Consider the following 17766-nt stretch of genomic DNA (forward strand, 5'->3'; position numbering starts at 1 on the left):
GGAAGGCGGCCGCGAAAACCCCACATCCGCGAGGATTTAACCGCGGAGCCGGCCGAAGGCTGCGCTGGACCCCGCACACGCACGCGTCTAAACACGCGATCGCATTCGAATTCAGGCTTCGCGCCGCTGTCGGGCTTCGTCCGGCGCGGCCGGCGGGCCTAACCACCCGAAAGGCCCACCATGCTTGGCGCGCTCGCAAAGAAACTCTTCGGCTCGGCCAATTCGCGGCGCGTGAAAGGCTACGATCCGCGCGTGGCTGCGATCAACGCGCTGGAGAAAGAGGTCTCCGCGCTGAGCGACGAGGCCCTGCAGGCCCGCACCGCCCAGTTCCGCGAGCAGATCGCGAAGGGGGCGAAGCTCGACGACCTGCTCGTGCCGGCCTTCGCCACGGTGCGCGAGGCGGCCAAGCGCGTGCTCGGCCAGCGCCCCTACGACGTCCAGCTCGTCGGCGGCATGGTGCTGCACGAGGGCGCGATCTCGGAGATGAAGACCGGCGAGGGCAAGACGCTGGTCGCGACGCTGCCGACCTATCTCAACGCTCTCGAAGGCAAGGGCGTCCACGTCGTCACGGTCAACGACTACCTGGCCCGCCGCGACGCCGAGTGGATGGGCAAGCTCTACAATTTCCTCGGCCTGAGCGTCGGCATCATCGTGCACGGCATCGACGACGACGAGCGTCAGCGCGCCTATGCCTGCGACATCACCTACGGCACCAACAACGAGTTCGGCTTCGACTATCTGCGCGACAACATGAAATACGACGTCGCGCAGATGTCGCAGCGCGGCCACCATTTCGCGATCGTCGACGAGGTCGACTCGATCCTGGTCGACGAGGCGCGCACGCCGCTGATCATCTCCGGCCCGCTCGACGACAAGTCGGACCTCTACGTCCAGATCGACAAGGTGCTGCCGGGCCTGGCCAAGACCGATTACGAGGTCGACGAGAAGCAGCGCGCCGTCTCGCTGACGGAAGCCGGCAACGAGCGTATCGAGGAGCTGCTGCGCGAGGCCGGCCTGCTCAAGGAGGGCGATCTCTACGACGCCCACAACGTCACGCTGGTGCACCACGTCAACCAGGCGCTCAGGGCGCATTCGCTGTTCACGCGCGACAAGGACTACATCGTCCGCAACGACGAGGTCGTGATCATCGACGAGTTCACCGGCCGCATGATGCCGGGCCGGCGCTATTCGGAAGGCCTCCATCAGGCGCTGGAAGCCAAGGAGCGCGTCACCGTCCAGCCCGAGAACGCGACGCTGGCCTCGATCACCTTCCAGAACTATTTCCGCCTTTACAAGAAGCTCGCCGGCATGACCGGCACGGCGGCGACCGAGGCCGACGAGTTCTTCCAGATCTACAAGCTCGAGGTCGTCGAGATCCCGACCAACGTCCCGGTCGCGCGCAAGGACGAGGACGACGAGGTCTACCGCACCTTCGAGGAGAAGGTCCGCGGCGTGATCCGCGAGATCAAGGAAGCCCAGACGCTCGGCCAGCCCATGCTGGTCGGCACGACCTCGATCGAGCGCTCCGAGCTCGTCGCCGAGATGCTGCAGAAGGACGGCTTCCAGCAGATCGACTTCACGGCCCCGAACGCGCTGGAGCCGATCTACGAGGCGGCCCGGCAGGGCAAGCCGTCGAACCATTTCGCCGTGCTGAACGCGCGCTTCCACGAGCAGGAGGCCTATATCGTCGCCCAGGCCGGCGCGCCCGGCGCCATCACCATCGCCACCAACATGGCCGGCCGCGGCACCGACATACAGCTCGGCGGCAATGCCGAGATGCGCATCAGGCACGATCTCGGCGACATGCCGGAGGGCGAGGAGCGCACGCGCCGCGAGGCCGAGATCCGCGCCGAGGTCGCCGATTTCAAGCAGCGCGTGATCAAGGCGGGCGGGCTCTACATCGTCGGCACCGAGCGGCACGAGAGCCGGCGCATCGACAACCAGCTTCGCGGCCGCGCCGGCCGCCAGGGGGATCCCGGCCGCTCGAAATTCTTCCTGTCGCTGCAGGACGACCTGATGCGCATCTTCGGTTCCGACCGGATGGACGGCATGCTGACCAAGCTCGGCCTGAAGGAGGACGAGGCGATCGTCCATCCCTGGATCAACAAGGCGGTCGAGAAGGCGCAAGGCAAGGTCGAGGCGCGCAATTTCGACATCCGCAAGAACATCCTCAAATACGACGACGTGATGAACGACCAGCGCAAGGTCGTGTTCGAACAGCGCCGCGACTTCATGCGTCAGGCGAGCGTGCGCGAAACCATCGACGACATGCGCCACGGCGTCTGCGAGGACCAGGTCGCCCGCCACATCCCGGAAGAGGCCTATCCCGAGCAATGGGACACCGCCGCGCTGAAGGAAGGCGTGCTGCAGTTCCTCAACCTCGATCTGCCGATCGATGAGTGGGCCAAGGAAGAGGGCATCGCCGATGCGGAGCTGCGCGAACGCATCCGCAAGATCGCCGACGAGGACTATGCCGCCCGCATCGCGCGCAACACCGAGGAGGTGATGGTCTATGTCGAGAAGCAGGTCCTGCTGCAGACGCTCGACCATCTCTGGCGCGAACATCTCGTCACGCTCGACCACCTGCGCCAGGTGATCGGCTGGCGCGGCTATGCCCAGCGCGACCCGCTGAACGAATACAAGCAGGAAGCCTTCGAGCTGTTCGACGGGCTGATCGGCCGCCTGCGCGAGCAGGTCACCGGCAACCTGATGCGGATCGAGGTCCGCTTCGACGCGCCCGAGGAGGGCGGCCAGCCGCCGCAGGACGCGCCGCCGCCGCCAACCTTCGGCGACTATGGCGAATCATCGGGCCTGCAATACGCCGCGAGCGAGGGCGACGTCGCGCTGCTCGACCGCAACCCGACCGACCCCGGCAGCTGGGGCAAGGTCGGCCGCAACGAACCCTGCCCCTGCGGTTCGGGCAAGAAGTACAAGCATTGCCACGGGCAGTATGCCTGAGGCGGAAGCCTGACGCGGCCCGGATTCCGCTCCGGCCGGAAACGACCCCGTCATCCCGGACAAGCGGCGCGGCCGCGCCGCTCTGGCGCGCCAGCCGAGGCTCGAAGAGGTCGTGGACGCGATACGACAGACGCGCGTCCAGCTTCCTCGGTTTTTGCCGTCCCACCGGCTTGACTCGCCCACCCCTCTCGCCATACCCCCGTCGCCGGGACACGCCGCCCCAACGCGGCGCGCCCATCTGCAAGGATGGAGACATCGATGGCGAATACCGTTCCGGCCACGCGTCCGCGCGTGCCGCATTTCTCGTCCGGCCCCTGCGCCAAGCGCCCCGGCTGGTCACTCAAGGCGCTCGGCGACGCCGCGCTCGGCCGCTCGCACCGCGCCAAGATCGGCAAGGACAAGCTCAAAGCCGCGATCGACCTGACGCGCGAGGTGCTGCAGATGCCGGCGGATTACCGCATCGGCATCGTGCCGGCTTCCGACACCGGCGCGGTCGAGATGGCGATGTGGTCGCTGCTCGGGGCGCGCGGCGTCGACATGCTCGCCTGGGAGAGCTTCGGCGAGGGCTGGGTCACCGATGTGGTCAAGCAGCTCAAGCTCGCGGACGTGCGCATCATCACCGCGCCTTACGGCGAGTTGCCGAACCTCAAACAGGTCGACACGAAGAGGCGCGACGTCGTCTTCACATGGAACGGCACGACGTCAGGGGTGCGCGTGCCGGATGCGAGCTGGATCGCTGCCGACCGCGAGGGGCTGACGATCTGCGACGCGACCTCGGCGGCGTTCGCCCAGCGCCTCGACTGGCCAAAGCTCGACGTTACGACCTTCTCCTGGCAGAAGGCGCTGGGCGGCGAGGCGGCGCATGGCATGATCGTGCTCTCGCCGCGCGCGGTCGAGCGGCTAGTGACCTACAAGCCGGCCTGGCCGCTGCCGAAGATCTTTCGCATGACCTCGGGCGGCAAGCTCTCGGAGGGCATCTTCGCCGGCGAGACGATCAACACGCCCTCCATGCTCGCGGTCGAGGATTATCTCGATGCGCTGGCCTGGGCCAAGAAGGTCGGCGGGCTCGACGGGCTGGTGAAGCGGGCCGACGGCAATCTGCGCATGCTCTCGAGATTCGTGCGCGAGAACGCCTGGATCGATTTTCTGGCGGTGAAGCCGAAGACGCGCTCGAATACGAGCGTGTGCCTGAGGTTTACCGATCCGGCGGTGACGGCGCTGTCGCCGGATGCGCAGGCGGCGTTCGCCAAGCAGGTCGTCGGCATCATCGAGAAGGCCGGCGCCGGCTTCGACCTCGGCCATTACCGCGACGCCCCTCCCGGTCTGCGCATCTGGTGCGGCGCGACCGTGCAGAGCCGCGATCTCAAGGCGCTGCTGCCGTGGATCGCCTATGCCTTCGCGGAAGCGAAGGCCGGGTTGGGCAAGAAGGCGGCGTAGGTCGCCTCCCTTGTCATTCCGGGGCGCGGACGAATGCCCGCGAACCGGGAACCCACGACCGGGCGAGCCCCTTTCTGCCGCCACCGGCCATACCGTCGCGTCCCGTCATGGGTTCCGGGTTCGGCGCCTCGCGCCGCCCCGGAACGACAGGCGGGGGGCGCTATCCCCCTTTCGCGAGCCCTCGCGCTACCGGAGCCACCCCCATGACCACCGCCCCCCGCGTCCTGATCTCCGACGCGCTCTCCCCCGCCGCCGTGCAGATCTTCAAGGATCGCGGCATCGACGTGACCTTCGATCCGGCGCTCGGCAAGGACAAGGACAGGCTCGCCGCCATCATCGGCGACTATGACGGCCTCGCCATCCGCTCGGCGACCAAGGCGACCGCGAAGCTGCTGGAGGCCGCGAAGAGCCTCAAGGTGATCGGCCGCGCCGGCATCGGCGTCGACAATGTCGAGATCCCGGCCGCGACCGCGCGCGGCATCATCGTGATGAACACGCCCTTCGGCAATTCGATCACCACCGCCGAACACGCCATCGCGATGATGTTCGCGCTGGCCCGGCAAATCCCCTCGGCCGACGTCTCGACGCAAGCGGGCAAGTGGGAGAAGAACCGCTTCATGGGCGTCGAGATCACCGCCAAGACGCTCGGGCTGATCGGCTGCGGCAATATCGGCGCGATCGTCGCCGAGCGCGGCGTCGGCCTGAAGATGCGGGTGATCGCCTATGACCCCTACCTCTCTCCCGAGCGGGCGGTGGCGCTGGGCGTCGAGAAGGTCGAGCTCGACGAGCTTTTGAAGCGCGCCGACTTCATCACCCTGCACGTGCCGATGACCGAGAAGACCAGGAACATCCTCTCGGCCGAAAACTTGGCCAAGACCAAGAAGGGCGTGCGCATCGTCAACTGCGCGCGCGGCGGGCTGGTCGACGAGGCGGCGCTGGCCGCGCTGATCAAGAGCGGCCATGTCGCGGGCGCGGCCTTCGACGTGTTCTCGCAGGAGCCGGCGGAGAGCAACCCGCTGTTCGGGCTGGAGAACGTCGTGTGCACGCCGCATCTCGGCGCGAGCACGAACGAGGCGCAGGAGAACGTCGCGCTGCAGGTCGCCGAGCAGATGTCGGATTATCTGCTGAAGGGCGCGATCACCAATGCGGTCAACTTCCCCTCGATCTCGGCCGAGGAAGCGCCGCGGATCAGGCCCTTCGTGGCGCTGGCCGAGAAGCTCGGCTCGTTCCTCGGCCAGCTGACGGAAGCGCCGGTCAAGGGCATCCGGATCGAGTACGAGGGCGCGGTCGCGCATCTCAACCTCAAGGCGATCTCGGCGGCCGCCATCACCGGCGTGCTGCGGCCCTTCCTGCCCGAGATCAACATGGTCAATTCCGCCATGGTGGCGAAGGAGAAGGGCATCGTCGTCGAGGAGCTGACCCGCGAGGTCGCCGGCAATCTGGAGAGCGTCATCCGCATCGTCGTCGAGGCCGAGGACATGGCCCGGCACGCCTCGGGCACGGTGTTCCAGGACGGCAAGCCGCGCATCGTCGAGATCCGCGACATCCAGGTCGACGCGGAATTCGCGCCGCACATGCTCTATGTCCGCAACGCCGACAAGCCGGGCTTCATCGGCGCCTTCGGCTCGCTGCTCGGCGAGGCCGGCGTCAACGTCGCGACCTTCTCGCTCGGCCGCGACAGGCCCGGCGGCGACGCGATCTGCTACGTCGCGGTCGACGAGCCGATCTCGGACGCGCTCTTGGCGAAGATCCACGAGATCCCGATGGTGAAGCGGGCGAGAAGGCTGAGGTTCTGAGGCTGGTCCAGAAACCTCTTGGAACCAGGCGGATCATCACGCATGATTCGCTGGGGCATATGGTCAGGGCATCAACATGAAACGGCACGCTGTCGTCAGAGCGGCTTGGGATGACGAGGCTTCGGTCTGGTATGTGGAAGAGGCCGATATTCCCGGCCTCTCGACGGAAAGCGACACCCTGGAAGGTTTACGCCAGCGAATTCGCGACCTCATTCCCGATCTCCTTGAAGATGCGGCGGATCGTCCGGATACGATCGAACTGGATATAATTGCGCATACGCATGAGCGTGTCAGCACCGCTGCCTGATGTCTCAGCAACGGCCTCAGGCCGGTGCATTGTGTGGATAACGCCAATAACGGGCGTAACTGGTTCACGGCACTTGTGGACTCAACTGGATAGAGGGTGAGTCGGCCAACGAAGCACTGCTGACGCTGGACATGAACAACTTCACCCCAGCCGTACGAGAAAAGCTTGCAGCAGCAGGCTTTGAACGAATTCGGTCTGGGAAGGGCGACCACGAGGTCTGGCGGCACCCGTCAAGCGGATCACGATCCCAGTCGACTCGAAGATAAAGTCGCGGCACACCGCCAACAAGATCATGAAAGACGCCGGCCTGCCCAAGGCGTTCTGACACGCCCCATCCCCGCCCCAATCGCTTCCTCCTGTGCGCGGCCCCACGGGAAACGCCCATGCTTCGCTTCGCCGCTTTCGCCCTCGCCTGCCTCATTGCCACGCCTGCCTTCGCCGACTGGGACAAGGCAAGGCTCGACCGCGAGATCGGCGCGATCGAGCGCGACTCGAAGGGCCGGCTCGGCGTCGCGCTGCTCGACCTGAAGGACCGCGCGAGCTGGTCGCATCGCGGCTCAGAACGCTTTCCGATGCAGAGCGTGTTCAAGCTGCCTCTCGCGGTCGCGGTGCTGCAGGCCGTCGAGGCCGGGAAGCTCGAGCTCGACCAGCCGGTCGCGGTGACGCGCAAGGACCTGTCGCTTTATCGCAGCCCGCTCGCCGCGCGCTTCAGGGGCGAGCGCCAGGACGTGCCGCTGTGCGAGCTCGTCCGGCTTGCGGCGGCCGAAAGCGACAACACCGCGGCCGACCTGCTGCTGCGGCTGATCGGCGGCCCGCGGACGATCACCGCCATGCTGAAACAGGGCGGCGTCGCCGGCATGTCGGTCGACCGCTACGAGCGCGTCTTCCAGCCGGAAATCCTCGGCCTGCCGGGCTATTCCTGGGACGAGGCGATCGACGCGAAGGCGTTTCGCGACAGGATCGCCGCCATCCCGGCCGCCGATCGCCGCAAGCGGCTGGAGGCGGCGCTGACGGACACGCGCGACGCCGCGACGCCCGAGGCCTCCATCGTCTTCCTGGAGACTTTCGCCAAGGGCGGCTGGTTGCGCGAGCCGGCCCATGGCCGCTGGATCGAGGGGATCGCCGCCGCCGCGGCGACCGGGAAGGACCGCATCCGCGCCGGCCTGCCCAAGGGCGCGCGCTTCGCCCACAAGACCGGGCTCGGCCCGAGCGCCGCCGGCCTCAACCACGCCACCAACGACATCGGCATCGTGACGCTGCCGGACGGGCGCATCTTCGCGATCGCGGTCTATCTCGCCGGCTCGACCGCCGCGCCCGAGCAGCGCGAGGCGGCGCACGCGGCGGTGGCCCGGCTGGCGGTGGCCACGTTGCGGTAGGCTCGCGGAACGTCCGGCCGCGAGGCACGCCACCCATGCGCCGGGAGCGGTCGGCTCCGGTACCGGCAGCGGTGCGGCCGTTCCTTGCGTCCGGTCCTGCGGAGCGGCCTCAGCCGATCGTCGAAACCGTCACGTCACACAGGTTCTTGTTGGTGTCGATCCTGAACCTGAGCCTGTCGGTGCGAACCACGGAACCTTCGCCGGATGCCGATGTCGACATGAACGCATCGCGCAGGGCGCCGTGATCGGGGTTCGTGAGCGAGAAGGGCACGATGTTGAACTGCACCTGGCCGAGGTCCCACTTCCACGCGATCTTCCATGATTTCACGCCCGGCCCGATCTCGAACGGCGGGCTGGCGCTCGCGGCCTTGTAACTGACGATCATCTCCGCCGCCGCTTCACCCGTCGCGGTCATGGCGACGATGCCCGCGACAACGAGCGTCGGTATCCTGCCAGTCATCGGCGCTGCTTTCGCTGTCAAAAGGGCAACGAGCAGAACCTACCGCATAATATGGCGATGAACCGCCCGATCGCCGGTCAATCTTCGCTGCCACGGCGAGGATCGGGTCCCGGACCGGCGCCGGGCCGACGAAGACGCCGGCGCGGCCGCCAGGCGAGGCGTTGCGCTGAAGCTCAGCCCTTCGGCTTGCCCAGCCGCTCGGCGATGAAGATGCCGCCCAGCACCAGGGCCAGAGCCAGCGCGTGGTAGAGCCCGAACGGCTCGCCGATGATCAGCACGGCGAGCAGCGGCGCGAAGACCGGCACGAGGTTGACGAAGACGCCGGCGCGGCCGGGGCCGATCAGCTCGACGGCGCGCAGAAAGCTGAGCTGCGACAGGATCGAGGGGCCGATCACGACGAAAGCCAGGATCAGCCAGCCCTTCTGCGTCGGCCAGACGACGTTGCCGGTCGCGACCTCGAGCGCCAGCAGCGGCAACGAGATGACGCAGGCGACGCAGGCGATCGCGGTGAAGAAGACGAGGCCGGGCATCGCCGGCCGGCTGCGGATCGCGACCGTGTAGCCGGCATAGAAGACGCAGGCCAGGATCATCCAGAGATCGCCTGCGACGAAGGCGAGGTTCGCCAGCACCGCGACGTCGCCGCGGCTCGCCGTCACCGCGACGCCGAGCAGCGTGACCGCGACGCCGAGCGCCTGCAGCGGGCCGATCGGCGTGCGATGGGCCGCGAAGGCGCCGAGCAGCACGAAGACCGGGATCGCGCCCTGCAGGATGCCGATGTTGATCGCGCTGGTCGAATAGGCGGCGAGATACATCAGCGCGTTGAATGCGGTGAAGCCGACCGTGCCCATGGCGAGGACGAAAAGCCAGCGCGCCTTCAGCACCGGCCAGTAGGCAATGAGCTCGCGCCGCATCAGCCAGGGCAGCACCGCGCAGACCAGGACCCAGCGTAGCGAGGTCAGCGCCATCGGGGAGATCTCGCCGACCGCCGCCCGGCTCGCGACCGCGTTCCCGCCCCACATCAGCGTGGTCACGATCAGAAGCAGATAGGCGTTGGCCCAGAGGCGTTGCGGCAGGGACAGGGGCAAGGGATGGCCTGGTCTCAAGGAAAGGAAGCCTGAACCGGGCGATGCGCGCGGGTCCGAGTTCCTCCTATAGCCTTGCCCGGCCCCCGCATCCTATGCGAGGAGGCGCAGGGTCCCCCGTCGCGCCGCGCATTGCCTGGGCACGCCATGCTACAGATTTCACCCCGCCCCCCGCGCCTCCTGATCGTCGAAGGCAATACGCGCGACCAGCGCGAGGCCCATGCGGCGGGCTATGGCGGCCTCTCTCCGGCGCAAGCCTATGCGCAGGTGCTCACGGCGATCGCGCCGGGCGCGCTCACCGACATCTGCCTGCCGGCGGACGACGGCGCGAACCTGCCGGACGGTGCGGGTGTGCAATCCTATGACGGCATCTTCCTGACCGGCTCCTCGCTTCACATCTACAAGGCGGACCCCGCGGTGACGCGCCAGATCGAGCTGATGCGCGCGATCTATGCCAGCGGCACGCCCTGCTTCGGTTCGTGCTGGGGCATCCAGGTCGGCGCGGTCGCGGCCGGCGGCGCGGTTATCCAGAACCCGAAGGGTCGCGAGATCGGCGTCGCCCGCCGCATCGCCCTGACAAAGGCCGGCCGAACGCACCCGCTGCTCGCGGGCCGACCGCTCGCCTTCGATGCGCCCGCGATCCATCTCGACACCATAGCCTCGCCGCCACCGGGCGCCACCGTTCTCGCCTCCAACGCCCACAGCGCGGTCCAAGCGGCCGAAATAGTCCATGACGGCGGCGTCTTCTGGGGCGTGCAGTACCATCCCGAGTTCCCGCTCCGCCAGGTCGCCTCGATCCTGCGCCGCATGACGCCGCTGCTGATCGAGGAAGGCTTCCGCCGCGACGAGGCGCAGGCCGGCCGCTGGCTCGACGAGATCGAGGCGCTCGACGCAGACCCGACCCGCCACGATCTCGCCTGGGCGCATGGCCTCGACGAGGAGGTGCTTGACGAGGCGCGGCGCGTGACGGAGTTGCGGAACTTCATGGAGATGCGGGTGAAGGCGGGCATGGGCGCGAGAGGGCGGGCTTAAGAGCCAGCGTCGGGCGAACGCGGGACGATCGTCCCCTATCCCCTTGCCGACCAGGTGCTCGTCCAGGTCTCGGTCAACGTCCGCCCCTTCGATTTCAGGAAGATGCGCAGATCGGCCGTCTCGCCATCCGGCAGGGTCGCGTCGACGATCACGCGAAACCCTTTCACGTTGGGGTTGGGCATCAGGATGCTCGAGGCGACGGCGCCGAGCGTGGTGGTGGCGACAACCTCGACGCGGCTCGGGTCGGCGAGCCAGAAGGCGAGGTCGCCCTCGGCGAAATCGACGATGAAGCGCTTGCGGCCTTCGGCTTTTCCTTGGCCGTCGGCCTTGCTGTCCTGGTTGTCGGAGCCGGAGAAGCTGTTTCGGGTCTGGCCGTAGGGGTGGAGCCGCTCGGTGGTCGAGAGCGCCGTCATCCGGTAGGCGAACTCGGTCGGCCTGCCGACGGGCGGCGGCGCCTCCGGCGTCCAGAAGGCGACGATGTTGTCGAAGGCCTCGTTGTCGGTCGGGATCTCGGCGAGCTCGACGCGGCCCTTGCCCCATTCGCCCAGCGGCTCGACCCAGTAGCCCGGGCGCGCGTGGTAGTTCGCCTCCAGATCCTGGTAATGGCCGAATTCGCGGTCGCGCTGCATCAGCCCGAAGCCGCGCGGGTTCTCGTCGCTGAAGCTGGAGACGCGCAGCGCCTTCGGGTTCTTGATCGGCCGCCAGATCCATTCGCCCGCGCCGGTGCGCAGCATCAGCCCGTCGGAATCGTGGATTTCGGGCCGGAAATCGGTGCGCTGGCCGAGATCGCCCTCGCCGGCCAGGAACATCGAGGTCAACGGCGCGAAACCGACGCGGCGCAATTCCTTGCGCGGCACGATCGTCGCGGTGACCTCGACGCTGGTCGTCGGGCCGGGCGTCACGACGTAGCGATAGGCGCCGGCGACCGAGGGCGAATCGAGCAGGGCATGGATGACGAGCTGCGTCGCCTCCCGCGACGGCTCCTCCAGCCAGAGCGCCCGGAAGAACGGGAACTCCTCGTCCTGCGGGCCGCCGACATCGAGCGACAGCGACCGGGCCGAGAGCCCGTAGCGCTGGCCGCGCCCGATCAGCCGGAAATAGCTCGCGCCCAGGAACGAGATCACCTCGTCCTGCACGGCCGGGCTGTTCAGGGTCGTGGTCACCGCGAAACCGGCGAAGCCGAGCGAGGGCGAGAGCTGTTTCGGCGTGGGCACCTTGCCGTATTCGAACAGCGAGGTCTGGAACGGGATCGGCAGCGCCAGCCCGTCGCGGACGACATGCACCTGCACCGGCTTGTCGTGGAGGAAGCCGAGATGGAACGGCATCAGCCGGAAATCCGAGCCGCCCTCGCGCCAGAAGGCCCGGTCGCGCCGGAAGCGGATCTCGCGGTAGCTGTCATAGGTCAGCTTCGAGAGCTCCTCGGGGATTTTCGCGGAATCGGCGTCGAAGGGCCTCTCGCCCAGCGCCTGCGCCTGCGCGACGACGTCCTCATAGCCGAAGCGGCGCTTCGAGGCCGCGTTCTGGGCCAGGACCGGCCGCGCGGCGAGGCCGAGCGCGACCGAGGACAGCAGCGCCGTCACCGCGTCGCGGCGCGACGGCGCCGTCATTGCCGGCAGCGCGGGTTGCATCGATGGGGTGGGTGAGACTGGCTGCATCTGGTTCCTCTGCTCCCAGGCCGAACGACAGCGCGGCGTGGATGTTCCGAAACCGGGTCGCAGAACATGGTGGCGCGGCGATGGATCGCGCGTCGCCGGCCCCGGAGCGCCATTTCCTCCGGCACGGGGTTGTGGGGACGGGGATTACGGACAGACAGGCTTATGCCGGGTCCGCAAGCAGGCGGTCATAGACCTTCTCGGGCACGCCGTAGGCGTCGGCGGCGAATGCGGCCAGTCCCGCCCTGTCGACGATCGTGATCAGCCCCGCTCGGCCAGGATGAGCTTGCGCCCTTCGAGAGCATGCACGGATTTCGTCACGCTCGGCCGGCGGACCGCCAGAAGAACGGCGAGAAAGCCGTGCGTCAACGGCACGCCGAACCCGTCCGACCTGTCGTGACACTCAGGATCAGGCGTGCGAGCCGCTCGTCGACCGAATGGACGGCGTTGGACAGGGCCGTAAAAGCGGTCCGCACCGCCAGTGCATGAGCAGATCTTGGCGCTCGGAAAGTATCCGGGCCAGTATTTTGGTCTGTATCCGGTAACCATCGCCAGATATATGCATAATAAATTCACAAGGAACAGAACCAGCGTCTATCGGCAATGCAGACGGGGTCATGCCATCCCTGCCGAACAAACCGACATCGACGCGCAGACCTTTTGGAGAAACAGCGATCATCGAAGCAACACCTGACTCGGGAAAGTAACTGTATCCGTCCGTCTCGTTAGCCTGCGACAGCGCCATCCGCCGGGGAAGTCCGACAAAGTCAAGCATGTCAAAAACCTCATTGAATTCGTCATTCGACAAATTTCCAAGGATTTGATTTTTAACGACTTGTCGAACCGAAGATATTAAGATTATTCTCTTAAAAATCAAAATCACGAAATCTATTGGCGAACTAAGCTACGGGAGCTTGGATTACGAATTATTTAAAACACAACAGTCCTCAAATCGCAGTTCCGTGTGTCATATGATAAATATTCGGAATTGCGCGCATGCTAGATGACCGGAACGGCCCATACCCGTTCCGATGTCGGTGGCGGGAGCCTCCCGATCAGGCAACGCATGCAGATGGCCGTCCAATCCAAGGCCAAGACCGTTCTGGTGCTCGAGGACGAGGCTATCATCGCCATGGACATAGAGAATATACTGGCCGATGCCGGTTTCGACATCGCGGCCAGCGCCATAAGCGCCGCTGAGGCGCTCGCCTGGCTGGACAGGAATGTGCCGGATGTCGTGGTGCTCGACATCGAACTGCGAGACGGCACGAGTTTGGAGGTCGCCCGCCGGCTCGTCGATCGGGCCATCCCGCTCGTGGTGTTCTCGAGCAGCGCACGCTGCGAGAAGACGATCGATCCCATATTCCTGGGCAGCGCATGGCTCGAAAAGCCTGCGCCGGCTTCCGATCTCGTCGCCGCGGTCAACTCGGCCCTTCGCGCGAGCCCTCAATCTCAAACCGCGGACGGATAGTAAAGGGCACGGATAGAATTTCCGACACGCATGCGAGCAGAAGGCCGGCGAGAGTGCAAACTTGCTCAGAAATTTTGCGCGCTTTTTTCAGATTTATTTATATTTTACTTGCAAATCAACAACATTCACCGGAACAGAAACAGATGTTCATCGTTCCTTAGCCATATCCTGAAACGGAGGCTAACGATGAAATCCGACATTCAACTGCCGCACGACCGGCGAACTCTTGCGCGCCGCTCATTTCTGAAGTGGTCGGCGGCTGCCGCCACCGCCGCCGTCGCATTCGGCGTCGATGTGCCCGGCCTCAAGCTCGGCCAGGCCTTCGCGCAATCCCGCGCCGTCGACCTCGGCGGAGGCGATGTCGGCGTGCTGAACTATGCCTACGCGCTGGAGCAGCTCGAGGCGGCCTATTACACGCAGGTTCTCGCCACCCCCTATGCCGGCATGAACGCCTATGAGCGGACGCTGCTCACCGACATCCGCAATCACGAAATCTCGCATCGCGAGTTCTTCAGGAAGGCGCTCGGCCAGAACCGCATCCCCGATCTGGCCGTCAACTTCTCGGCGGTCGATTTCGGCGACCGCATGAGCGTGCTCAAGACGGCGATGACCTTCGAGGATCTCGGCGTCTCCGCCTATAACGGCGGCGGCGCGGCGATCCAGAGCCCGCGCATTCTCGCCGCGGCAGGCTCGATCGTCTCGGTCGAGGCGCGCCATGCCGCGACGATCCGCGACATGCTGCGGCCCTTCACCGAATATTTCGCCGGCGACGACGTGATCTCGCGCGGCGGCGTCGACGTCTCGAACCCGCCCTCGGCCGTCCTGCGCGCCGCCGGTCCCTTCATCGCCACGCCGGTCACCGCCTCGCAGCTCCCCTGAGCGCAGCCGGTTCGACCCCCAACTGAGAGACATCGCCATGACAAACGAAATGCTGCTTTCAACGCTCGATCCCGATCTCGCCGGCGCGATCGCGTCGCGTCGTGACCTGTTCCGCTCCGTATCCATGAAGCTCGGCGCGGTCGCGTCGGCGCCGGTCGTGCTCGCCGCCGTCTCCAGCCAGGCGCTCGGACAGGGCATGCCCGGTCAGGTCGCGGAGGTGCTGAACTTCGCGCTGACGCTCGAATATCTAGAGGCCGAGTTCTACAGCCAGGGCCTGCGCGCCGGTGTGGTGCCCGACCGTTTCTCGGTGGTCTTCAGGCAAATCAGCGAGCACGAGCAGGCGCATGTCACACTGCTGGCCTCGACGCTCGGCGCGGGCGCGGTCGCCAAGCCGGGCTTCGACTTCACCGCCGGCGGCAAATATGCCAACGTCTTCCGTGACTTCAGGACTTTCACCACCTTGGCGCAGACCTTCGAGGACACCGGAGTCGCCGCCTATGCCGGCCAGGCTCCGGCCCTGATGGGCACGGCGGCGCTGACGACCGCGCTGCGCATCCACTCGGTCGAGGCAAGGCACGCAGCCGAGGTGCGGCTCGTGCGCGGCGTGAAGCCGTGGACGGGCGCGAACGACAAGCCGATGACGAAGCAGCGGGTGCTCGCGGCGGTCAGGCCCTTCATCGCCGGCTGATAAGCCAACCACCGTTGCGCGAGACGACAGGCTCGCGGCCTCGAGGGTTTATGCCCCGAAGGTCGCGAGCCCGGGATCGTGTCGCCTTCCCGATTCCACCCCAATCCCGCCTTCGCCGCGCCGGAATCCGCCCCGCCTATCACGCTCGCGTGATCAACCGGGGATAGCACCATGACGAGCCGACGCCTCAACCCTCTCGCCGCGGCGCTGATCCTGACGCCGGGATTGCTGACCTCAGGCATCGCCGGCGCGGCCGAGATCGAGCTGTCCTCGCGCATCGACCGGGTCACGGTCTATCCGGACGGGGCGGTGGTGACGCGGCTGGGCAAGGCGGAGCTGATCGGCGGAGCCTCGCAGATCGTGCTGCGCGGCCTGCCGGCGAGCGTCGATCCGGCCTCGATCCGCGTCGAGGGGAAAGGCGACGGCGTCTTCGCGATCGGCGCGGTCGATATCCGGATCGTGCCGGGCGAGGTCCGGACCGGGCTCGACCCGGCGATCGAGGGCAAGCTCAAGACGCTGCGCGAGGAAAAGGCGATGCTGGAGGGTCGCGCCAGCGCGATCGAGGCCAAGCGCGCCACGATCGAGCGCTTCGGCCAGGCCGGCCCCGACAAGCTCGGCCCCGACGGCAAGGCCCTGCCGCTCGCCGAATGGCCGGCGGTGTTCGACGCGATCGGCGCCGCGCTGGTCAAGGTCCATGAGGAACTGCGCGGCGTGCGCGGCCGCGCCACCGAGGTCGAGGCCGAGATCGCGGCGCTGGAGCGCGCCCGCCCGCAGCCAGGCCGCCCGGGCGCGCCGCGGCGCGACGTCGCCATCGCGGTCGAGGCTCAGGCGCCGCTCGCCGCCGAGATCAGCGTCAGCTACCGCGTCTCCGGCGCGAACTGGGCGCCGGGCTACGAGGCCAGGCTCTCGACCGGCGGCGCCACGACCAAGCCCGAGATCCTGTTCGTGCGCCGGGCCGAGCTGCGCCAGCGCAGCGGCGAGGACTGGGGCGACGTCGCGGTGACGCTCTCGACGACCCGCACCGCCGGAGGCACCCGCGCGCCCGACCTGCCGCCGATGCAGGTCGCCTTCTTCGAGCCGCCCGTCATCTACGAGACCCGCCAGCGCATGGCTCCGCAAGCCGCGCCCGCTCCCGCCGCCAAGGCCGAAGCCGATGCGGGCCTCGCTCGTAGCCAGGCCGAGCCGCGCCAGGCCGAGGTGCAGACCGCGCGGATCGAGGCCGGGGCCTATCAGGCGAGCTTCGAGGTCCCCGGCCGCGTCAGCGTCCCGCAGGACGGCTCCTCGCGGACCGTTGTTCTGAGCCAGGGCAAGGTCGCGCCCGCGCTGAGCGCCAGGATCGCGCCCGAGCTGGAGGAGCGCGCCTATCTCGAGGCCGCCTTCACCCATGAGCAGGAGGCCCCGCTGCTGCCGGGCGAGGTCTTCCTGCATCGCGACGGCGCCTATATCGGCAAGGGCCGGCTCGGGCTCGTCGCGCCCGGCGACAAGGTCGAGCTCGGTTTCGGCGCCGACGACAAGCTCAAGGTGACGCGCGCGCCCGTGCGCCGGCGCGAGAACGACCCGAGCTGGCTCGGGCAGACCCGCACGGATCTCCGCGAGTTCAAAACCGTGGTGAAGAGCCTGCATGCGCAGCCCGTGAAGGTGACGCTGAGCGAGCGCATCCCCTTCTCGGAATCGAGCGCGATCACGATCGAGACCCTGCCGCAGACCACCCCCCCGACCGAAAAGCAGGTCGGCGACAAGCGCGGCGTGATGGCCTGGAGCTTCGACCTGGCTCCCAGCGCGGAGAAGGAGATCAGGCTCGCCTACCGGATCAAATGGCCGGGCGACAGGGAGCTCAGTTTCGAGCCGAGACCGTTGCGGTGAGGAACTGCCGAGCCATCTCGACTTCGCGGCCCCGGCCGAGCTGCGCCATCCAGTCGCGATATCGGGGCTGGTGGACGAGCTGATGGGCGTAGTGCCGCCGCAGCGCGGCGGTGAGGCGGCCCCGCTGGCCGAGCTGTTCGTCGGCGAAGCCGATCATCACCGAGTTCGGCCAGGCCTTCGGCCGGACCTCGCGCAGGCGGGCGAAGAGAGCGTCGGCCGTCTCGTCGGCGTCGTTCTGCGCCATCAGCATCAGCATCGCCGCCGTCGAGCGCGAGATGCCCATATGGCAGTGGACGAGGAGATGGCCCTCGACGCGCTCTTCCAGACCCTCCTTCAGCGTCTCGCCGAAGCGCAGGATCTCGGCGACATGGTCGGACCGCGGGTGGACCTTGCCGTCGGCCGGGTCGATGATGTCGTGGAAGCGCAGGGTCGTGCGGCGGTGCTCGCCATAGGCGCCGAACTCGTCGAGCTCCGCCCGGTCGGGGTCGAGCAGCGACAGGACATGCGTGACGCGGCTTTCGCTATGGGAGGCCAGTTCCTCGATGCCGCAGATGGTGAGGGTCGAAATGGCGATGGATTTCATCGGGATACCGTCAGGGCGCGGTTCGGGGCGCGCATCGCTTACAGGCGCGCGCCACCCGCGGCAATGTCCATGGAGGCAAGGACTGCCCTGCCGGCGCGACGAAGCGGAAACTTGACCTCGCCGCCATGTTGGCCCAAGAGGGCCTGCAAGAACCTGCTCTCGAAACCCCGGTCTTGCACCGG

Annotated in this window: 15 protein-coding genes; 10 read left to right on the plus strand and 5 right to left on the minus strand. The window is 67.2% G+C overall.

Going from position 1 to position 17766, the window contains the following annotated elements; genetic code table 11:
- The first annotated feature begins 180 nt into the window (after positions 1–180).
- From secA to bla, 5 genes are all read left to right on the plus strand, one after another.
- Positions 181–2958 (plus strand): preprotein translocase subunit SecA, encoded by a 2778-nt coding sequence (secA, locus tag AC1RRW_RS18250; RefSeq protein WP_492902550.1) that lies wholly within the window; start codon positions 181–183, stop codon positions 2956–2958.
- Positions 2959–3216: 258 nt separating this feature from the next.
- Positions 3217–4395, plus strand: a complete 1179-nt coding sequence (locus AC1RRW_RS18255; protein WP_492902552.1) for a phosphoserine transaminase — start codon at positions 3217–3219, stop codon at positions 4393–4395.
- A 203-nt stretch (positions 4396–4598) separates the two neighbouring features.
- Positions 4599–6191 (plus strand): phosphoglycerate dehydrogenase, encoded by a 1593-nt coding sequence (gene serA, locus AC1RRW_RS18260; protein WP_492902553.1) that lies wholly within the window; start codon positions 4599–4601, stop codon positions 6189–6191.
- A gap of 76 nt (positions 6192–6267) precedes the next feature.
- Positions 6268–6498, plus strand: coding sequence for a DUF1902 domain-containing protein (locus AC1RRW_RS18265; protein WP_492902555.1), 231 nt, complete (start codon positions 6268–6270; stop codon positions 6496–6498).
- 383 nt (positions 6499–6881) lie between these two features.
- Entirely contained in the window at positions 6882–7874 is a 993-nt protein-coding gene (gene bla, locus AC1RRW_RS18270; RefSeq protein WP_492902557.1) for a class A beta-lactamase, read from the plus strand.
- A 109-nt stretch (positions 7875–7983) separates the two neighbouring features.
- On the opposite strand, the gene AC1RRW_RS18275 is transcribed toward bla, so the two are convergent.
- Both AC1RRW_RS18275 and AC1RRW_RS18280 read right to left on the minus strand, forming a co-directional pair.
- Complete coding sequence (locus AC1RRW_RS18275; RefSeq protein WP_492902559.1) at positions 7984–8289, minus strand: hypothetical protein; 306 nt, start codon at positions 8287–8289, stop codon at positions 7984–7986.
- A gap of 218 nt (positions 8290–8507) precedes the next feature.
- The gene (locus AC1RRW_RS18280) at positions 8508–9419 is read right to left on the minus strand and encodes a DMT family transporter (protein ID WP_492902561.1); all 912 of its coding nucleotides are present in this window, start codon (positions 9417–9419) and stop codon (positions 8508–8510) included.
- Positions 9420–9563: 144 nt separating this feature from the next.
- Between AC1RRW_RS18280 and AC1RRW_RS18285 the strand changes: the two genes are divergently transcribed.
- On the plus strand, positions 9564–10448 hold the full coding sequence (locus tag AC1RRW_RS18285) for a type 1 glutamine amidotransferase (protein WP_492902563.1): 885 nt from the start codon (positions 9564–9566) through the stop codon (positions 10446–10448).
- Positions 10449–10483: 35 nt separating this feature from the next.
- Here AC1RRW_RS18285 and AC1RRW_RS18290 read toward each other — a convergent pair whose 3' ends face one another.
- Positions 10484–12055 (minus strand): OpgD/OpgG family glucan biosynthesis protein, encoded by a 1572-nt coding sequence (locus tag AC1RRW_RS18290; protein WP_492902565.1) that lies wholly within the window; start codon positions 12053–12055, stop codon positions 10484–10486.
- 454 nt (positions 12056–12509) lie between these two features.
- A complete protein-coding gene (locus AC1RRW_RS18295; RefSeq protein WP_492902566.1) occupies positions 12510–12983 on the minus strand; it encodes a hypothetical protein in 474 nt (157 codons plus the stop codon).
- Between the two features lie 183 nt (positions 12984–13166).
- Between AC1RRW_RS18295 and AC1RRW_RS18300 the strand changes: the two genes are divergently transcribed.
- From AC1RRW_RS18300 to AC1RRW_RS18315, 4 genes are all read left to right on the plus strand, one after another.
- Positions 13167–13571 carry a response regulator gene (locus tag AC1RRW_RS18300; RefSeq protein WP_492902567.1) on the plus strand — a complete coding sequence of 135 codons (405 nt, stop codon included), beginning with the start codon at positions 13167–13169 and terminating at the stop codon, positions 13569–13571.
- 186 nt (positions 13572–13757) lie between these two features.
- On the plus strand, positions 13758–14450 hold the full coding sequence (locus tag AC1RRW_RS18305; RefSeq protein WP_492902569.1) for a ferritin-like domain-containing protein: 693 nt from the start codon (positions 13758–13760) through the stop codon (positions 14448–14450).
- A 49-nt stretch (positions 14451–14499) separates the two neighbouring features.
- Positions 14500–15138: a ferritin-like domain-containing protein gene (locus AC1RRW_RS18310; protein ID WP_492902571.1), complete on the plus strand. Its 639-nt coding sequence runs from the start codon at positions 14500–14502 to the stop codon at positions 15136–15138.
- Positions 15139–15309: 171 nt separating this feature from the next.
- Entirely contained in the window at positions 15310–17001 is a 1692-nt protein-coding gene (locus AC1RRW_RS18315) for a mucoidy inhibitor MuiA family protein (RefSeq protein ID WP_492902572.1), read from the plus strand.
- On the opposite strand, the gene AC1RRW_RS18320 is transcribed toward AC1RRW_RS18315, so the two are convergent.
- Positions 16973–17584, minus strand: coding sequence for a tyrosine phosphatase family protein (locus tag AC1RRW_RS18320; protein ID WP_492902573.1), 612 nt, complete (start codon positions 17582–17584; stop codon positions 16973–16975). The two genes, AC1RRW_RS18315 and AC1RRW_RS18320, sit on opposite strands and share 29 nt — an antisense overlap.
- Between the last annotated feature and the right edge of the window lie 182 nt (positions 17585–17766).

Source organism: Allobosea sp. GW821-FHT12C12 (assembly GCF_058807355.1).

What these genes read in the sequence shown, in the direction of transcription:
- AC1RRW_RS18255 (WP_492902552.1), top strand. Translation starts at nt 3,217, where the DNA reads ATGGCGAATACCGTTCCGGCCACGCGTCCGCGCGTGCCGCATTTCTCG.
- AC1RRW_RS18290 (WP_492902565.1), bottom strand. Translation starts at nt 12,055, where the DNA reads ATGACGGCGCCGTCGCGCCGCGACGCGGTGACGGCGCTGCTGTCCTCG.
- AC1RRW_RS18305 (WP_492902569.1), top strand. Translation starts at nt 13,758, where the DNA reads ATGAAATCCGACATTCAACTGCCGCACGACCGGCGAACTCTTGCGCGC.
- AC1RRW_RS18300 (WP_492902567.1), top strand. Translation starts at nt 13,167, where the DNA reads ATGCAGATGGCCGTCCAATCCAAGGCCAAGACCGTTCTGGTGCTCGAG.
- AC1RRW_RS18275 (WP_492902559.1), bottom strand. Translation starts at nt 8,289, where the DNA reads ATGACCGCGACGGGTGAAGCGGCGGCGGAGATGATCGTCAGTTACAAG.
- AC1RRW_RS18285 (WP_492902563.1), top strand. Translation starts at nt 9,564, where the DNA reads ATGCTACAGATTTCACCCCGCCCCCCGCGCCTCCTGATCGTCGAAGGC.
- serA (WP_492902553.1), top strand. Translation starts at nt 4,599, where the DNA reads ATGACCACCGCCCCCCGCGTCCTGATCTCCGACGCGCTCTCCCCCGCC.
- bla (WP_492902557.1), top strand. Translation starts at nt 6,882, where the DNA reads ATGCTTCGCTTCGCCGCTTTCGCCCTCGCCTGCCTCATTGCCACGCCT.
- AC1RRW_RS18320 (WP_492902573.1), bottom strand. Translation starts at nt 17,584, where the DNA reads ATGAAATCCATCGCCATTTCGACCCTCACCATCTGCGGCATCGAGGAA.
- AC1RRW_RS18315 (WP_492902572.1), top strand. Translation starts at nt 15,310, where the DNA reads ATGACGAGCCGACGCCTCAACCCTCTCGCCGCGGCGCTGATCCTGACG.
- AC1RRW_RS18310 (WP_492902571.1), top strand. Translation starts at nt 14,500, where the DNA reads ATGCTGCTTTCAACGCTCGATCCCGATCTCGCCGGCGCGATCGCGTCG.
- AC1RRW_RS18265 (WP_492902555.1), top strand. Translation starts at nt 6,268, where the DNA reads ATGAAACGGCACGCTGTCGTCAGAGCGGCTTGGGATGACGAGGCTTCG.
- secA (WP_492902550.1), top strand. Translation starts at nt 181, where the DNA reads ATGCTTGGCGCGCTCGCAAAGAAACTCTTCGGCTCGGCCAATTCGCGG.